This window comes from Chryseobacterium sp. c4a, assembly GCF_009900745.1.
GTDB lineage: Bacteria > Bacteroidota > Bacteroidia > Flavobacteriales > Weeksellaceae > Chryseobacterium.
The window spans coordinates 118163-135733 of sequence record NZ_WXVU01000013.1 but is presented as its reverse complement, the minus strand read 5'-3'; the positions used below and the strand labels follow the sequence as shown (position 1 = coordinate 135733).

16 protein-coding genes and 15 tRNA genes are annotated in these 17571 nt (G+C 35.4%); 2 read left to right on the top strand and 29 right to left on the bottom strand.

From position 1 onward, the window contains the following. Nucleotides 1-176: 176 nt before the first annotated feature. The 23 genes from GTR01_RS16825 to GTR01_RS16720 all read right to left on the bottom strand — a co-directional run bounded on the left by GTR01_RS16825 (nt 177) and on the right by GTR01_RS16720 (nt 8012). On the bottom strand, nt 177-767 hold the full coding sequence (locus GTR01_RS16825) for a DUF5565 family protein (RefSeq protein WP_160138938.1): 591 nt from the start codon (nt 765-767) through the stop codon (nt 177-179). A gap of 52 nt (nt 768-819) precedes the next feature. After that, nucleotides 820-1833 carry an RNA ligase, Rnl2 family gene (locus tag GTR01_RS16820; protein WP_160138937.1) on the bottom strand — a complete coding sequence of 338 codons (1014 nt, stop codon included), beginning with the start codon at nt 1831-1833 and terminating at the stop codon, nt 820-822. Further along, nucleotides 1830-2207, bottom strand: a complete 378-nt coding sequence (locus GTR01_RS16815) for a cyclic-phosphate processing receiver domain-containing protein (RefSeq protein ID WP_160138936.1) — start codon at nt 2205-2207, stop codon at nt 1830-1832. The genes GTR01_RS16820 and GTR01_RS16815 overlap by 4 nt, the downstream gene beginning before the upstream one ends. A gap of 26 nt (nt 2208-2233) precedes the next feature. Continuing rightward, nucleotides 2234-3019 carry a hypothetical protein gene (locus GTR01_RS16810; protein WP_160138935.1) on the bottom strand — a complete coding sequence of 262 codons (786 nt, stop codon included), beginning with the start codon at nt 3017-3019 and terminating at the stop codon, nt 2234-2236. Nucleotides 3020-3038: 19 nt separating this feature from the next. Continuing rightward, the gene (locus tag GTR01_RS16805; protein WP_160138934.1) at nt 3039-3584 is read right to left on the bottom strand and encodes a 3'-5' exonuclease; all 546 of its coding nucleotides are present in this window, start codon (nt 3582-3584) and stop codon (nt 3039-3041) included. Nucleotides 3585-3595: 11 nt separating this feature from the next. After that, nucleotides 3596-4372 carry an ATP-grasp domain-containing protein gene (locus GTR01_RS16800; RefSeq protein WP_160138933.1) on the bottom strand — a complete coding sequence of 259 codons (777 nt, stop codon included), beginning with the start codon at nt 4370-4372 and terminating at the stop codon, nt 3596-3598. A 34-nt stretch (nt 4373-4406) separates the two neighbouring features. After that, nucleotides 4407-4892, bottom strand: a complete 486-nt coding sequence (locus GTR01_RS16795; protein WP_160138932.1) for a ribonuclease H-like YkuK family protein — start codon at nt 4890-4892, stop codon at nt 4407-4409. Between the two features lie 136 nt (nt 4893-5028). After that, a tRNA-Trp gene (locus GTR01_RS16790) sits at nt 5029-5099 on the bottom strand. Nucleotides 5100-5107: 8 nt separating this feature from the next. After that, a tRNA-Gln gene (locus GTR01_RS16785) sits at nt 5108-5180 on the bottom strand. Nucleotides 5181-5281: 101 nt separating this feature from the next. Then, nucleotides 5282-5354, bottom strand: a tRNA-Phe gene (locus GTR01_RS16780). Nucleotides 5355-5571: 217 nt separating this feature from the next. Further along, nucleotides 5572-5643 (bottom strand) — tRNA-Glu (locus GTR01_RS16775). 243 nt (nt 5644-5886) lie between these two features. Beyond that, nucleotides 5887-5973, bottom strand: a tRNA-Tyr gene (locus GTR01_RS16770). A gap of 201 nt (nt 5974-6174) precedes the next feature. Then, nucleotides 6175-6256 (bottom strand) — tRNA-Cys (locus GTR01_RS16765). Between the two features lie 276 nt (nt 6257-6532). Continuing rightward, a tRNA-Asn gene (locus GTR01_RS16760) sits at nt 6533-6604 on the bottom strand. Nucleotides 6605-6609: 5 nt separating this feature from the next. Next, nucleotides 6610-6682, bottom strand: a tRNA-Leu gene (locus GTR01_RS16755). Between the two features lie 98 nt (nt 6683-6780). Continuing rightward, nucleotides 6781-6852 (bottom strand) — tRNA-Pro (locus tag GTR01_RS16750). A 65-nt stretch (nt 6853-6917) separates the two neighbouring features. Further along, a tRNA-Asp gene (locus GTR01_RS16745) sits at nt 6918-6988 on the bottom strand. Between the two features lie 7 nt (nt 6989-6995). Then, nucleotides 6996-7080: transfer RNA gene (locus tag GTR01_RS16740), tRNA-Ser, on the bottom strand. A 5-nt stretch (nt 7081-7085) separates the two neighbouring features. Then, a tRNA-Arg gene (locus GTR01_RS16735) sits at nt 7086-7159 on the bottom strand. 5 nt (nt 7160-7164) lie between these two features. Next, nucleotides 7165-7234, bottom strand: a tRNA-His gene (locus GTR01_RS16730). Nucleotides 7235-7238: 4 nt separating this feature from the next. Beyond that, a tRNA-His gene (locus tag GTR01_RS16725) sits at nt 7239-7306 on the bottom strand. Between the two features lie 63 nt (nt 7307-7369). Continuing rightward, nucleotides 7370-7495, bottom strand: a complete 126-nt coding sequence (locus GTR01_RS24795) for a hypothetical protein (RefSeq protein WP_262885757.1) — start codon at nt 7493-7495, stop codon at nt 7370-7372. Nucleotides 7496-7883: 388 nt separating this feature from the next. Then, entirely contained in the window at nt 7884-8012 is a 129-nt protein-coding gene (locus tag GTR01_RS16720; protein ID WP_185155143.1) for a penicillin-binding protein, read from the bottom strand. Between the two features lie 68 nt (nt 8013-8080). On the opposite strand from GTR01_RS16720, the gene GTR01_RS16715 reads away from it, so the two are divergent. Further along, nucleotides 8081-8153, top strand: a tRNA-Ser gene (locus GTR01_RS16715). Between the two features lie 11 nt (nt 8154-8164). Then, nucleotides 8165-9544: an SDR family NAD(P)-dependent oxidoreductase gene (locus GTR01_RS16710; RefSeq protein ID WP_160138931.1), complete on the top strand. Its 1380-nt coding sequence runs from the start codon at nt 8165-8167 to the stop codon at nt 9542-9544. 197 nt (nt 9545-9741) lie between these two features. Here GTR01_RS16710 and GTR01_RS16705 read toward each other — a convergent pair whose 3' ends face one another. From GTR01_RS16705 to GTR01_RS16680, 6 genes are read right to left on the bottom strand one after another with little or no spacing between them, the layout of a single operon-like run. Beyond that, nucleotides 9742-10761 carry a hypothetical protein gene (locus tag GTR01_RS16705; protein ID WP_160138930.1) on the bottom strand — a complete coding sequence of 340 codons (1020 nt, stop codon included), beginning with the start codon at nt 10759-10761 and terminating at the stop codon, nt 9742-9744. Continuing rightward, complete coding sequence (locus GTR01_RS16700; protein WP_160138929.1) at nt 10754-12448, bottom strand: APC family permease; 1695 nt, start codon at nt 12446-12448, stop codon at nt 10754-10756. The genes GTR01_RS16705 and GTR01_RS16700 overlap by 8 nt, the downstream gene beginning before the upstream one ends. Then, nucleotides 12438-14816, bottom strand: coding sequence for a hypothetical protein (locus tag GTR01_RS16695; protein WP_160138928.1), 2379 nt, complete (start codon nt 14814-14816; stop codon nt 12438-12440). Before GTR01_RS16695 ends, GTR01_RS16700 begins: the two co-directional genes overlap by 11 nt. Beyond that, nucleotides 14807-15550, bottom strand: coding sequence for a hypothetical protein (locus GTR01_RS16690; RefSeq protein ID WP_160138927.1), 744 nt, complete (start codon nt 15548-15550; stop codon nt 14807-14809). The genes GTR01_RS16695 and GTR01_RS16690 overlap by 10 nt, the downstream gene beginning before the upstream one ends. Beyond that, nucleotides 15523-16656, bottom strand: a complete 1134-nt coding sequence (locus GTR01_RS16685) for an AAA family ATPase (RefSeq protein ID WP_160138926.1) — start codon at nt 16654-16656, stop codon at nt 15523-15525. Before GTR01_RS16685 ends, GTR01_RS16690 begins: the two co-directional genes overlap by 28 nt. Beyond that, complete coding sequence (locus GTR01_RS16680) at nt 16653-17303, bottom strand: hypothetical protein (protein WP_228452264.1); 651 nt, start codon at nt 17301-17303, stop codon at nt 16653-16655. The genes GTR01_RS16685 and GTR01_RS16680 overlap by 4 nt, the downstream gene beginning before the upstream one ends. Nucleotides 17304-17571: the final 268 nt, after the last annotated feature.

Here is a 17571-nt window from a genome sequence, read left to right as displayed (position 1 = left end):
AATCTAAATATCATTTTAAATTTTTACCGTAGGGATTCCTATGGAATGACAAACTGGCTGCCTAATGTGAATACTAACAATTTCACCTTTATAGACTCAAAAATATCTAGATTTGTGGTTGCATTTATACATAAAAAAGTTCCGGTAAAATAAATTACCGAAACTTCATCTTTATTTTAAACAATAAGTTCTTTTATCGCTTTTCTACGTATACCAAAATCAGATTTCCTGATCTTACACATACGATTATCCGCTGTATGATGGAAAACAATACCTTCCATATTATTCTCAGGATTGCTCAGAAAGTTTTTGATAAATTCAAAATCCAAACTTTCTAAACTAAGAATATTATTTCCGTGCTTTACTAATAAATGACCTTTAATATTTTCAGGATTTCCCTGCACTTTCTCACCAATAAGTTCGTAAGTACCCTCTTCTACCTTGCCCGATTCGGCCAACGCATTGAAACCTTCCCAGAAGTACTGATCATCTTTTTTCTCCATGCTACACTCTACCCAATGCGGATGATGGCCTGTAGTAAGATCTGCTTCCTGACATGGAATTGCACCTTCAGGAGCTGTTTTACCTTTTTTGGCATCGTATCTTTTGTATAATTTACCATTGATCACTGCACATGCAGAACCATCAAACTTTTGCGTAGCAATAGCTTTTCCATCAAAAACCCAATTGTTTTCAGGATTAATTTCGTTAATAACTCTTCCTAAATTATTTATATCTTTTTTGAATAATGTACTTATCTTTTTCATTTTTAATTGTTTTAATGGCAAAAGTTCTTTATTCATTGGCATCAATCCCAAACTATACTTTTGCTGAATTTAATTCTTCTTTCACAATATCAATCACTAAAGAATTCAACTTTTTATTGATCCTTTTCTGTTCTTCTTTTTCAATGGTTGTAAAAACTGCCGGAAAATCTTTTTCAAAATCTTCTAAAATGTCTTGTGCAAAAAGACCAATCACTTTTCCTATCATTTTAGGTTCGAATTCGCCGATTTTGCTCACCACATTATTCAGGCGGTTCACTGTTGCATATCTTTGGATTTCATCCCAAATATTTTGAGCAGTTTCACTGAAATAAACCTGTTTCTGGACAATTTTATCTTGTTTTTTGACCATTTTAGACTTCTCGATCCATTTTTCATTCTTATTTTTCAGAATGACTCTGGATCCGTTTCCAAAATATCTGGTTTTTAGAGTTTTGATAATGGTTCCTTCACACATATTGTTTAATTCGGGAAGCCCAAACCAACCCGGAATTTTTGAATTGAAAACATTGGGAAACCTCAAAGCTTCCTCCAGAGTTCCCTGAAAAAGGGTTCTTGCATAGAAAAATCCTGTCTCCTCAAAAATCTGATTGATCACTTCCGTATCCAAATAGGTAATCCCATTCAGTTTAATATCAAAAGCATAAAAGTCATTGTGAGGCGCATATTCAATTCCTTTCTGCACTTTCACAGCATCTTTTACAGGTTCTACTTCTTTATGTTTGTAACCGCCACCGAACAATTCACCGTAGATCACCACAGTTTCAACATCCGGGTACATGGTTTTTACCTTCCAGAACACCTCTATTACATTTTTTCTGTAGCGTTCCAAAATCTGATGTGCATTGAAAAATTTTTCATCCTTTTCGATAAAAGCAGTTCGCTTCCCGATCTTAATTTCCTTTCCGTCGGTAAAGAAAGAGAAATTAGCTCCATGAACTTTTTCCTGCACAATGAAAACCTCATCCCCAAAGCCCTGTAGTCTGATTTGATCGATCACACGGGTTTGGTAAGCATTTTCTATAGAGTTATATGTTTTGAAAATCATTTTTTTAGTTTTTTAAAGTTTTTTAAAAGTCTTTCTATATTCTCTTTTCCCACAGGATTCATAGAGTGGCTATAGAATTTCGGTAAGTCTAAATAATGATCCATACAGTATTCTATTAACCATTTTGCACAATCATAGCCTGTTTTTTCCACAAACTCTTTCGTGTCTGCTTTCAGGTAGTGTTCATCGGCTAGATCATGATCAAAAGAAATCATTTCCGGAAGGCCTTTTGCCAGAATTCTATTGACAAACTGATCGTAATTCCGAACAATATGCCAATCTCTTCTGAGAAATATATCCTGTTTGGTATAATGATACGCCTCAATCGGGTATCTTACATCATCCAGAAACAATAGTCTTTTGGTCATTTCCATCGTATTTTTTTGTCTTTGAACTTTATCTAGTCCTCTTGAATCCAATCTACAACAGTCTTTAAGAAATGTAATCTCACTTCTTCAAACCTTGTAATATTGGGAATATGATTAATTTCCAATAAATGTTTATGACCGTTTTTCTGAACGATATAGTCATTCGCGATCACATCCATTCCTATTTTTTCTTTTAACATCAGGGTATCCTGTAGGAGTTCTGCATCAATTTCCATGAATTGGGCATCATCCGGATGTATGGATTTTAACCATGTTTCTCCTTCAAGCTTGATCTGCCAGGATTTTTCACCGATGTTTAATATTCTTACAGCATCGCCTTCAAAATAAGGTTCGAGCACACTGTTTTCTGTACTTTCCCAGCTTCCTGTAAATTTATGTTTGTTTTCTCCACAGTGCCAGTTGCCCCATTTTGCTACCAATTCGGTATCCGTATTCACATAAGCTCCTGCCGAGATAAATCCTCTTTGGGAATTAAATTTTGAATACTTCATCGCTTTGGCAAGGCAAGGAATTTTCAATCGGCATTCCATCATTCCGTAGGCGTTTGGAAAGCATGGCCCATTCCAAATGGCCAACCCGGCGATAAGATCAAGATCATCTTCAAAAATTCCATGATAAACTACTTTATCTACCGGAAGCATTCCTACTCCCTGAGGTTTTTCCACATATAATGTTCCATCGACTACTTTTATCATCGGAATGGATTGATGCCAGATCATAAGGCCATCATAATGCTGTCGTATATATTCGTATTCCTGTTCGTGTAAACCGATAACGGCTATTCTATTGTGAGTCATGTTTTTAGTTTTTGTTGTATTATTTTCTTAATACGTGATATAATAGTTTTGCGGTATTATAAGCATCGTCTGCTCCGCTGTGGTTATTGCCTTCAAATTCAAGATTTCTTGCTTCGAGTTCTTTTAAAAGACCTCTCGGCTTTTCTCCTTTCATCAGGCTTATCAATATTTTGAGATCAATATAAGTTGTATTAAAGGGAGATCTTATTCCCATTTCTTTACATTGACTTTCCATAATTTCCTTATCAAATCCTCCGTATCCTGAATAGATTCTGACCAGTGAATTGTATCTGTTCTTTATTCTTGAACAGGCTTCCTGAAAAGAGAGACCTTCTTTTTCCAGTCTTTCTGCTGTAATTCCGGTCAGTTGTGTACAGTATTCACTGACTTCGGATTTGTAAGGTTTTACGAAATAACTTCTTTTATCTTCGATGCTTCCATCTGACATATTCAGCTTGCAGATTCCGATTTCAATAATTTCTCTTTCCTGATTTTCAGGAATCTTGTCATCTTCCCAGCAAGTCGCTTCTATGTCTATTACTGTAATTTTATCATACAAAAGCATTGTTTTATTTTTTAATTTGAAAAGTAGATATTCAATGCCTTGATCACACTTTTCACGTTGGTATTGGGATAAAATCCGGAACTGTTGATGCCATTGATTTCAACAATTTTCCAGCCTTCATCTGTTAAACAAATATCCATTACAAAGGCTTTTTCAAGATTAAACAGTTGAATCATTTCTTTCGCAAAATTCAACCCGTCCCGGGAAACATTTTCTTCGAAAGGAGCTTCCTCATGAAGTTGGTAATAACCGCTGTCAACGATTTCTCCGCCTACAATCCAAAGTCTTGCTTCTTTTATGGTTCGCTTGGCTTCGGAGATCTGAATTAAAGAATCTGCTGTAATTCTGTTGGCTTGATTTTCTAATTTTTCAAAAACAAAATCCTTCCATTCTGATTCTGTAAAAACCTTTCCTGTAAAAATCTTCGCTTCATTGTAAGGCTTAATAAATTTTTCTTCCCCTTTTTTCCATGATAATTCTTCAGAAATAGTTTGCACGGAAACCTTATGATTCAAAAGGTTTTCACCATAATGTTGTGAATAAATCTCATACAAATGGTTACCTCCGTAAAAAGAACCGGGAACCCAATCTGAATGCTGTTTAGCCAGTCTTGCAATTGTCACAGAACCATAAACGAAAATATCTTTTCGATCTGTTTCAAAGTCTATTTTATCTGCTGTTGGCAGAATATTGATCACTTTATAATCAATATTTAATTCCTCCAGTGCCTCAAAAATTTTATAATGATCGGGATCTGAATATATAGTAGACTGAATTAAAAAATACATGGTTATTGGTTTTAATCTTTAATTTTTTATCTTGTTACACCATCATATCAGCACAATTGGAACTAGCGAAGGCAAAAGGTTTTGCTTTAAACACATATCCCATTCTCAGAATATATCCCATAGCATCTTTTAATGCTACATTGGATTTAAAATCAGGATCGGTATTAATGTCTGCGTGTACCTCCATTTCTACTCCATAAGTGTCCAATACAGAACAGATTGCATAAGCGATTTCAACAGATTTGTTGACTTCATTCAGCATTCGTTCTTTGATACTGATGTTCTGTATTTCTCTTTCTTTTCTGATAAAGGTAAACGCTCCTTTTCCTTCACGAATAAATACTACTGCTGTAGCATAATTAATAGCTTCTCCATATACGTGAGAGTCTGATCCCACACATACTTTCAGACGATGTCCGTTTGCTTGTTCGCGAATAATGGCTTCTTCTACCAGCTGTGTGATAGAATGTTGGAAAAATTTTCCGTTCATGTTCTGCCATGTTTGTTGTTGCGTTTCCATTTTTTTACATACTTTAATTTATAATTGATAAATGATTATTGATAATTAATTAGTGAATGGTCAATAGTGAATTTTGCTTCGCAAGTGAGTTTTTAAATTGCCCGTAAAGCGAATTCACTATTAATTATTCGTTTTGCACTCCGAACCGGACTTGAACCAGTACCATCAGTTTTGGAGACTGAGATGCTGCCATTACACTATCAGAGTAAATATTGTTAATTCATTAGGACTCGAACCTAAACTCCAAGAATCAAAATCTTGTGTGCTGACCAATTACACTATGAATCAGATTTAAATTCATGAGTAATAAGTAATTGGTAATGAGTAATGTTAAAAAACTGTCAAGTATCAAAGATGACTCATTATATTACTTATCATTCATGTTTTTGCGGAACAGACAGGAATTGAACCTGTACCTTTAGTTTTTCAGACTAACGTGCACACCAAGTACACCACTCTTCCCTGTTTATGAGTAATGATGAAAACTATTTTTCTATCATTCATGACTTATTATAAAAAGTAAAAGGTTGTCTCTTTTTATTGACTAAAGATCTTCTGCGCTTGACAAACCCTTTCCCTTTTCTTCATTCTGTGTGAATGGCAACTGGCCAATGTTTTTTTAATCTGAACTTTCATGGTATTAAAATCAATTCAATATTGACCAGTTATTCACATCCAGTACTCTATAAGGGAATCGAACCCTTGTTTTCTGCTCGAAAGGCAGACGTCCTTACCGTTAGACGAATAGAGCGTTTTTTATAAGCAATAAGTAATTGGTGATGAGTAATCTATCATTCATTACTTATTGTTCATTATTAAAAAAGAACAAGCTTGTCTTTAAATTTGCTTAACAAAAAGAACTTCTACGCTTGACAAGCCTTTCTTTCGAAAATTATATTGAGCATTTAATATTTTCTTTGACCTACTGACTAGGAATCGAACCTAAACAACAAGAGTATATTTCCTGCATGCTGCCATTACATTATCAGCGGTTTGGTAGAAGTAGTAGGATTCGAACCTACTCAGCAATGAAGCAACAGATTTACAGTCTGCCCCGACTCTCCAACTTCGGCGTACTTCCAGATTTTTTATAAGAAATGAGTAATTTATCATTCATTACTTATTGCTCATTATTGATAAAAAGAAAAAGCCTGTCTGTATTTTGTGTTTTGGCTTAAAGATCTTCTGCGCTCGACAGACATTTTTCTTTTATTAATAAAGGATATTCTTCATTCTTATAAGTGATAGATACTTCTTCCTATTCACTTACAATTTTACTTTGAGATGGTTATGGGATTCAAACCCACTCAGCTTACGCAACGGTTTTGCAGACCGCCCCGACTCTTCCACTTCGGCGAACCATCAGATTTTAATATGAATAATAAGCAATGGGTAATGAGTCATCTTTTACTGCCTATTATTAAAAAAACAAAGTCTGTCTCTATTTTTTTGTTTGAACTTCTGCGCTTGACAGACTTTATTTTTACCTAAAATTGTATTAATCATATTTATATTTAGCTTCTAACTGCTTATGATTGAGAAAGAAAAAGTTTGTCTGTACTTTTCGTGTTTTGGTGTAAAGATCTTCTGCTCTTGACAAACTTTTATTTTCTCCTGAAACAATTAACATTTAGTTACTGCGATTCCGGAAAGATTCGAACTTTCAACTTCTGGTTTAACAGACCAGCGCTCTACCATTGAGCTACGAAATCTTTTGTACGGGAAGAGGGATTCGAACCCTCAGCGCCTTGATCCTAAATCAAGTGTGTCTACCGTTCCACCATTCCCGCGGCGGTTTTATAAGTAATGGGTAATTGGTGATAAGTACTATTGAAAACTATGTTTCTACCTATGATTCCTGATTACTCATTATTCATCATTTTTTCTGTCTGGAAAGCAAGATTCGAACTTGCGACCTCCCGCGTCCAAGACGGGTAAACAACCACCGTTATCTTTCCAGCTTTGCAGATTCACTTTCATTCTTTTCCGGGAGACAGCCGGAGCCGATACTTCTATGAATCTTTGCGGTCTATGCGAGAATCGAACTCGCAGTGCCCAAGAGACAGTCGGGCAGGTTACCATTACCTCAATAGACCTTTTTTGCGGAGAGCAAAGGAATCGAACCTTCACTACTGTCGTAGAACTTATTAGCAGTAAGCCGCAACAAACCAACATTTGCCTACTCTCCTTTTGTGACTCCAACAGGACTCGAACCTGTAACCCTGGGTTTAGAAAACCCATGCTCTATCCAATTGAGCCATGGAGCCATTTGCCACCTCAGAAGGACTTGAACCCTCAACCTTCGGGTCATTTCCGATACTCTACCTTTGAGCTATGAGATGAATTTGGGTATCTCCGGGGATCGAACCCTGTTCTCCGGTTCCACAGACCGGCGCTTTACCAAATAAGCTAAAGAAACCATAAAAAAAGCGCCTCTTTTTGGGAGGCGCTCGTTTATATTCTGACGTGAGAGATCATTAGCTGATCCACGTATATAAGCACCTTTTATCCACAATTTCACTATCATAAGCACACACCATCCCTCTCGGCTCTTGTCCGAATAGTTCTGAATATTGATTGAGTATGTTATGTAATTGTTTCATTTTATTTTTGTTTTGCTTTTAAATTATTTTTTGTTGAATCCTGAAAATCTGTTGCTTTCAATTTTCGGTTGCAAAGTAAATAGGATTTTTTGGAACCTGCAAATAAATTTTCAAATTAAATTATTGATAATCAATTAGTTATGTTTAATTTTTAGAGTAAGCGATTTCTGTCCGCAATATTTTGCAGATATCTTAATTACCTAAATGACTGTCTCTCATTGGGTTGTCTATCACTCTATTTTATTGTATTAAAGTTGCATTGTTAATTAAAAAATTTTCATGTTTATGGTTATTTTTTTTCATTCTAAATAATTTCTGACCTAAAAAACAAAAAACGCCTCGAAAAATCGAGGCGTTTCTGTTGTATTTTGATTAATTTTTTACGAGTTTACAGTAAATAATTTCCAAAGTCAGCACATTTCGCCTCATTCCATATCATCCAATCATACACGAATAATCCCAGTTTTGATGGGCTTTCGCATAGTTCTGCATTGATATGTGCTCTTTGTATTGTCATAATTTTCTGGCGCAAAGATATGAAAAATTGTTTTTCAATACGGAAAACGATACATTTGTTCACCAATACGGGGGATAGTTTAACTGGAAAAACACTACACTGCTAACGTTGAAATTGGAGGTTCGAACCCTCCTCCCCCACAAAATTCTATTATGGCCTCATATCCATTCAGTAACGAGGAATGGGAAACCTGTCTGAAGGTTCTGGAAGCACTTCAGGAGAACCCATTGCACAATCCGGATAATCAGCGTTTCAAAACTCTGATCTCATCAATTCGTAAAAAGGCTCAGAAAAACATCGGTAAAAACCCAGAGGAATATAGAGATCATCAGCAATTACAGGCTAAAAGTCCTGATCTGGAAATTCTTAAACAATCAGTTATTGTAAAGAAAGCTCTGGACAATGAAACGTTGTATACTCATACTGAAGAACAAGCTCAGTCTTTTTCAATACTGCAAAAACCTCAATTATGCTATTGCTGCCATCAGCCCTATCATCAGGTTCATTTCTTCTATCACAAACTTTGTCCTTCCTGTGCGGATGAAAATTATAAAAACAGAAATTTAACTCATGATTTCACTGGTCAGACTGTAATTATTACCGGTGGAAGGGTAAAAATAGGATATGCTGCGGCCTTAAAGTTTTTAAGAAGCGGAGCAAAAGTTGTTGCCACTTCAAGATTTCCGGCTTTGGCATCTGAACAGTTTCAGGGAGAGAATGATTATGATGTATGGAAGGATCGTCTTTTTCTTTATGGTTTGGATTTACGAAGCCTCAGATCGATACATGATTTCTCAGATTATTGTTATCAAAACTTTGGAAGTATTGAGATCCTTATCAATAATGCAGCGCAGACCATCAAATATACTCCGGAATATTATCAGCCACTCATCGTAAAGGAAAAGCTTCTTTTATCTCGTACTCCTCAAAACCTGATTGAAAATAAAACTCCTGTACATGGGAGAGAACATGATTTTTTAACTTTATCTCACCAGGATCTGTCTGAAATGCCTGTCACTCGTTTTGGGCAGCCAAAGGATTTAAGAGACAAAAACAGCTGGAATTCTCTAATGGATGAAATCGGAACTGAGGAACTTCTGGAGGTGAACCTCATCAATCATATTTCTCCTTATCTGCTGATTTCTGCCTTGAAACCTCTGATGAAAAAAAGTTATGCTGAGCACAGGCATATCATCAATGTCACTTCTACAGAGGGACAATTCAGCTATAAGAGTAAAAATGAGTTTCATCCTCATACCAATATGACTAAGGCTGCCCTGAATATGCTTACAAAAACTTCAGCTTCTGATTTTGTAAAGGACAACATCTTCATGAATGCTGTAGATGTGGGCTGGATTTCCACCGGAGCTATAGAATCCAAAAGAGAAAGACTTTTCGAAAAAACGAAAATACCGCCTTTAGATCCTGTGGATGGTGCTATGAGAATTTTTCATCCCATTGTAAAGATCAATCAGGGTGACCAGGAAATTTATGGAAAGCTTTTGAAGAACTATCAGGAAACGGGATGGTGAGGAAGCTGGAAGTGATTATAACTAAAGTGCAGTACACTTAGAACAAACTTTTTTAGAGTTACTGTAAAGTTATTATTCTATTTCTTCATCTAATTATTCCTTTTGTGATATCATTTCTTGTGCAATTTCAAAGGGATTTTTATTGTCATATTTATATTGGAGATATTTCAATGTATTATCCATTTTATTTTTATCATTTAATTTCTAAACATTTTATTTCTTCCGGTTTTAAATCTCGAAATATCTTTAAGAATCACTTCATCGTCGGGGTTAAAGTATTTCAGTTCGTTAACAATTTCTGAGCGGTTTTCTATTTTCCCCGCAATAATCTCGTAAGCTATTTTTCGGGTAACCGGCTGTAGTTTAGGGTCTTTTTTAAACTCATATTTCATGGCTTCCAAATAGGTCATCTTTTTGTAAGCCGGAGTTTTTTCATAGAGACTTTGTATTTCTGCCTCCAGTTTTTTAGTATCAAAAATATTGGTAAAGTAATTATTCAAGCAATTGAAGGCATCTTTATCTTCTTCCCAGCCTTTTAATAATACCTTTTGGGCATCTTCAGGCTTTTCCATTTTCTTTCTATATACCAGTGATGCTTTTACCATCTGATTGTTGGTTGTATAGTCATCCGCTACCATTTGATAGTAAGTATGGGCATTTTTCAGATCATTGATTTCTTTGTAAAGATCTCCTACCTTTTCTTTTTGCTCCATTTCTTTGTACAGATCAATAGCTTTTTTGTATTGTTTTGCCTTTTCATAACAATGGGCTGCATCTGATTTATTTTTCAATTTTTTAAGATATACTGCTGCTGCTTCGTTATAAAATCCACCATCTTCAAGGGTTTTTGCTCCTCTGTAGTGGTCTTGCAACAAATTCATATAAACTTTTGCTGCTTTTTTGTACTCTTTTTCTGCAATATATTTCTGAGCAAGGTCTTCGTATTTACTTCGTATTCTGTCAAACAGTGAGTTTTCGAGATAAAAGTTTCCACCTCCGGCTCTGCCTCTTTTTGAATTCTGTTTACTTTGTTCTTTATCTTTTAAAAAAGCAATAACCATAAGGATGATAAATGCTACAATTAAAAAGATCATTAAATTTCCGACAACACTCCAAAAACTTTCATGAAACAGTTCTGCCACGATACCGATGACTTTAAACATGGCCAACAATACAAAAGCGGCCATAAACTTATCTATAAATTTTTGTTTATTCATCATCATCAGAGTTTAAAATGGTTTTATCATCCCTGAACAGGCGGTAAAGCAATAGCATCACTCCAATAGCCAATACCCATACAAACCAGTTATAGCCAAACATTTTAACCAAAGGATAAAAAAGATACACCAGCATGGCTACCAGGATGATGATCAAAAGGAATTTCACCCAGATCGGAATATTATCTCCACCAAGATTCAATGATTTATTTTTAAACAGGAAGGAATATAATCCAACGGCTGCAATCATCAGAATTACCATGTATATAATATCTGAAACAGGAGCCTCTTTCTTCAGGGAATGGCCACCAGATTCTACGCCTTTTACTTTGGAGTCTTTGATGGCTGACGGAGGGGGCATATCTGCAATATCAATGGTGCCGTATAGCTTTCCTAAAGAGTCTTGTATCAACACCTGTTTTTTCTTTAAAAGATATTTTACAACGTCTCCATTCACAGGTTTTCCTTTAGTATATTGCTTTAAAGAATCGGAAATCTTACGCTTCAGCACTTCGCTTCTTTTCTGAATATGCTTCGTTATCTTTTTTGTATAAATGATTTTAAGGGAATCTCTGCTTTGCTGTTCTTTATTGCTAAGTTTTTGAATATCGGGACTAATTTCACCTACATCCCTTCCTCCTTTCTTTTTATATTCTTTTTTTTCTTTTTCTGTTTTACTTTCCTGAAGGCCTGCATTCAGGAGTTCATTAGACAAGCTTTTCCTTTTATCAAAATACATAGAATCTATCTTCTGATCTATTTCTGAAACTCCGGAATGAAAAGCAATTATATCAGAAGGAGATTGTGCTCCCTTTGTTATACTTCCTGAAGAGACTATATTTTCATCCTGAAGAGGTTTATCTTCGGCGGGCAAAGCTATTTTTAACACAATGGCAATGATAATGATGCCCCAGAATATCCAACGAAAATTTCTGGTACCGGCACTTTCCACTTTACCTCCTGCTCCACGACCCAATAACCCTTCCAGCCAGGTAAATTTACCAAAACCATCGCCTCTGGAAGTTCCCATAATATCTAGAGGGATTCCCAGTTCTATGGCTCGCTCAGGATATTTTTCAATGTATTTTAAATATTTCTCAATTTCTTTTTTATTTCCTGCCATTACTTTCTTCAGGTCAAATGGCAAATTATTGATCCATTCTTCTTCAGTTTGAGGTTTCTGTAATGATTCGAGCATTTTTTCATCATCTATCTCAACTGTATAGCTTTCTATGGTTTGTGGAATTTTAACTCCATTCAAAGGTTTTCTGATGGTTGCTGCTATTTCCTCAGGCTTCTGAATCAAGCTTATCCAATCGATCTGTTCTGATAATTTAACAAGTCCAAATTCAGGATGCATGATAAGTAAATCCGAACCCATTGTTTCCCAATCTTCGGGATTAATTTTTGGATAAAAGGTAGTATTTTCCGGGATAAAAAGTTTGTTATCTACCGATTGGAAATAAGCATTCCTTCCAACTTCTTGTGGAGCATGATCTGAAAATACAAGAAAGCATCCGTACAATACATTTGGTATATTATCAGGAATAGCAAAGGATCTTATCTGATCTAAATTGATTCCCAATGTTTCCATTTCCTGAAGCCATACCCATGGTGAGGAACCTTTTATTAAAAGTCCTTTTTTAGGATATATATTCTTAGGGAAAGGTTTTATTCTAAGCTCCATAATCTAAGATCTGCTCTATAAATGGCTTTAAATATTGATCATACATTTCTTCCATAGTCCTTACTTTCAATAAAGCTTGCTCCGGAAGGTAATATTCTGATCCTCCAAATTCTGTATAGGTAGCCAATGCAAGGAAGCCATAAGTTGTAGTGGGTATATAAAATTCCTCAATTCCTTTGTTACTGCTCCTGAATGTCAGCATCCCGCGAGAATCTGCAATAACTTCGCTGCCATCCGGGAAGGTATATTTATTTTTATTCTGTTCTGCGAATATTTTGATCTCAGATCTGTTTTTATAGAGGTTCAGACTATTCTCATATACGCTGCTTATTTCAAATCCTGAAAAAACAAGATTATGATGAGCATTGACCCCTATTTTATTGAAGTTTCCAATGATTTTTAATCCGCTTCTATTCAGTTTGGCTACTTCTGCATTTACTTTTGCTATATTTTTATCCAGATCATAATACTTGTTATCAAAAGGCTCTACAGAGATATTTCCTTCGATGTTAATTTTATATAACTGAGCGTTGCCAGGCTGATGCAGATAGAAAGACTGATCAAAATAAATGGGTTGATAATCATCCGGGATATTCAATCCGGTAACATTAATATCGGAATACTCTCTTGTATTCAGATTGAGTTTAGATACTAATTTTTTGGAAGGTTGATATTGACAGAGAATAAAATGTTTCTGTTTATTTTTTGCCAGGGCAAATTGTCCGGTTGGTTTTACAGAAATGTCTTCAATCATTACCTCACAACCATGATAAGTTTTATAGTAATCATAGGAGTGTCTGTCATAATAATTATCAGAAAGATACGTTTTCAACAATTGTTTTTTTGAGCTTAGGATAAAAAATTCACCTTCGTACAAAAACTGAGCAATCTTATTAACTGGAGTTGGGAACAGAATTGGATAATTTAATGGAAGTTCGGTTTTCTTTCCGTTTGAATTGTTTTCTGTATTTTTCTGCTGTGGCGGATTAGCCCACAATTCATGAAGGGGAAGTTTTATTTTCTGGATATGCTTTCGCGCTCCTTTATCATGCTTATAAAAGTTAATTTCTCCATTTGATGTTGTAGCTACTAAAAATTTAAGTTTATCTCTATTCTTATGAATAACTCGTTGAACTTTTTCGTCTTCGAGGTTCTCTTCATGGGTTATGAAAAATACTTCTATATCTTTTTGGGGATATTCTTCATTAAAAAATTTATCCAATGCTTCTGAAGCTTCCAGCACAGGGCTTACCTGATTGAGATTTTCAATTACGGTTTCTACTTTATTCAGAGAAATGGGAACTGCTGCCTGCCCCAGTGCCATCACTTTACATTCTGAGTGGGCTTTAGGATGTTTTATAATGGCTATTGCTGATGCAAATGCCAGTACTTTTGGTGTTCCCCAGTTTCTAAGGGAAGTATCTATAAGAATTATTCTTTCAAAAATATTTTCTTCGGGTGGTATTTCTCTTTGAATGTATAAGGCTTCATTATTCGCCACACGATTCATGAATACCTCATCATCATTAGCAAATTCTGACAAGAGCATTTTATGAAAATCACCTTTATTGGTCATATCAGAAACTCCACCGATAGGTTGTTCTCCCGGAGAAAGATGACGCATTGGAATTTTAAGTCCGCTCCAAATCCTTTTAATCAGACTTCCTACCTGAAATGTTTTAGGCTCTTCCACCAGTTCTCTGATAAAGTCTTTAGCGGTATCTGCTGTAGTTTCTTCCTCTACAATCTCATCATCCAATTCTGGTTCTTCGATGAATCCTTTCATCGCATCAATGATGGATTGTGTAGTTGGAAATTTGTCATTAAGATCCAAAGCTTTTAAATCTCTGGTTAAAGCGGATGCCCCATCAGTTTTTTTATCTGCACTGGCAACAAGTTCATGAGCTCTTTTGTAATAGAGTTTCAAGGAAAGTTTAGCACTTACAGAAGATATTGTATTGTGACTATCTTTAAATAAAGTCTGTAACAGTACAATTTTGTTCTGTTTTTGTTTGTAAACTTTAGGAAGTGCTTTTATTTTATCAAGAAATTCAATCTCTTTTTCTGCATTAAATTCAAAATTTCCAACACTATATAATTTTGTAGTATGTCTTAAAGGGCTTGCAAAATCTGTATATCCTTCCTGCATGGCATATAAGACCATCAATAAAGCCCCGAATGGAGGCCATCCCTGAGGCTGAAGTTCTTTAAGAATTTCCATGACATAAGGCCTATAAGCAATAGCCCCTACTCCTGGAACGGAGAGGAGATTGTTATTGTTATATCCGGAATCTCCGGGAACATCTTCATCGGTTTTCCATTCCCAAAAATAATTTTCATAGGACTGGAAGTATGCCTTTAATTCCATTCTCTTGATTTTTCAGTAAGACGGAATGAGCTTACGGACAATGGTCGGAAATCTGTTTTCTTTATTGAAAGATAGTTTCCATTCACATCCCATAACAGCCATCCATCTAATTCTTTATTATATTTCTGCTGTAAAAATATACTCAGGTTTTTAAACTCAAAATCAAAACCGGAAGGCAAAAGGTGTCCGTCTTTTGTCCAATATGTTTTTCCCGGCAGACTTAATAATGGAGTTCCTAAAAAAAGAGCATTATCGTCCATCACAGCCCATTCTATTTTTTCCAGCCTGAATTTTGGCAATGCTGCCATACTTTCTTTGATATCCTGGATTTTGCTTATTAAAACAATGACCGGATGTTCTTCATTACTTTCTTTTAATCTGACTGATACTTTTTCACTGATCCCAAAATAATTTTGGTTAGAAGCTGGAAAAGTAAGCCTTAATGCTTTATCAATAGGCATCCAAAGCAATGCTGTTCTCATTTTTTTACTGGGAACCAAGGCTTCTTTTTTAAATAAAAGGCCATCCCGAAGTTCGTACAGCAAAAAATTAGGCAATTGATGAAGCTCTGAAGCTAATGCTTGTTCATCTGTGAAGCCTTTGAGCCATATTGTTTCATCATCCGTTGCAATCTGAACGTTTTTCCAGTCTCGTAGAGAGCCTAAATAATCTTCATCGGCACGGGGAATTTCTGCCCAGAATTCTTTTATATGGTTTGAAGAATTTTCTGCCATAAGCTTTCAATTTCTTGCTGAATGTATTGTTTCTGTTCAGGGTTTCTGATCCAGTCACATCGTGTTTGAAGGTATCTTAGTTTATCTTTAATTACGTTTTGTTCTTCAAAGCTTAGTTGTCCCTGATTCCATTTATCAACAAGGATTTTCACATCCTTCATCACTTCTTCCGGATTGGGAGTCTTGTTCTGCATGGCCTGCGGATGGGAATTTGGATGATCGTCCTTCTCAATGGTTCGGTTGATGATTCCTTCCAGAATTTCAATTTGTTCTTCTGTATCCCAGATATGTTTCAGAACCCAAAGGTCTGATAAAACGGCTTCATTTCTTCCGCAAATCAAAGCACTTGCAGCGATGAGATTCTGAAGTTTCACTGCTCTACGGTCGGAAATAGCAATTCCTGTGTTTCGAAGACTCATAATGGTATTCAGATATACTTCATAAATTGGTCTTAAATCTTTTGTTCTACACAGATTCTGAAGTTCTCTGATCTGATCGGCATGAATTTCCGGAATGTCCGTTTCTTCTTCATTTTCCAATTTTCTTCCTGCTAAAAGTACTTGCTGTAAGAGCTCCGGATTGACGTAATCTACATTGATTCTTATCAGAAAACGATCGAACAACGCATTCAAAGCTTCATCTTCCGGAAGAACATTGCTTGCTCCTACAAACATCAAAGCTGGTAAATGTTTGGTTTCTTTTCCTCTTTTGAAGATCTTTTCATTAAGAGCCATCAAAAGGGAATTCAAGATAGCAGAATTGGCATTGAAGATCTCATCCAGAAAAACCATGGAAGCTTCAGGCATCATTCCTTCAGTATTAGTAAGAAGTTCACCTTCTTTTAATTTTCTGATATCAAAAGGGCCAAAAATTTCATTTGGTTCCGTAAAACGGGTTAAAAGATATTCAAAGTTCTTTCCGTCTTTTACAGTTTTAGCTAAGGTTCTTACAATAGCTGATTTTGCAGTACCCGGAGGCCCATATAAAAAAGCATTTTCTCTTGCCAAAAGACAAATTCCCAATAAGTCTACTACATCATTTTTTCCAACAAAGGTGTCTTTAACATAGTTTAAAACCGTATTGAGTGTATTAATATTCTGTATCATTGATTTTCCTCAGGTATTATTTTCAATTCTCTCCAGAATGCATCTTTATGCATTCCAAATTCTGCGATAAGTAATTTATTGATGAATGGAACCTCCGCCAGTTTATAGTCTTTTTTCTCAACAATTCTTTCCAAATATAATTTCCGATAGGTTTTATCTTCCAACTCTTTCTGCCAGTTTACATGCTTCAGGTCAAGATCATATCCAACTCCTGAATAATGGAATTCTGTAAGAATATCTTCAAGCATCTTAATGAGTGGGTCTTCGGGATCTATTGAATTCAGGGCAATCATCACTTCAGGTAGGAATCTCAAACATAGATCGGCAGATAAAACAGAGGAAATATCTCTTGTTCCTTTAAACTTCGGAATAAGATTTTCAAGATTATTGATTGTATTTTCTCTTATTAAATATAACTGAGCACTATAATACAATACTTTTGCTGCCCAAACAGCTGTTGTCTTATTACATATTAACTGGTCGGACAGAAATTCAAGTCTTTCTTTTTCAAATTCTGCTTCAAAATATTCTTCTGCTTCCTGCTCTTCTTTGGAGGAAATCGTCTGAATATTGGAAAATAGCGTAATGCATTCATTTTTCCTCAGCAGAAAGATTGTATCTAAAAATGGTGATTTGGTTTCCATCATCTAACAAAAATAGAATTATTTCGTTGAGAACAAAACTTTTGAAGTGAGGATTGATATTAAATTATGCTGCTGATGGAAAAATGCGGGTTTTAAGGCTGCAAGTGGCGTTTTTTTTACTTTGAAAGAATTGTATGTTGGAAAACGCTAAGGCGCAAAACTTTTTCTTTTTGATGCTTTTAAAGGCGATAAGATTTTATCTGCGACAAGATTGTGTACTGTTAAATAATTGCAATGGATGTACGAATTATTATTTAGGATATATAAAATC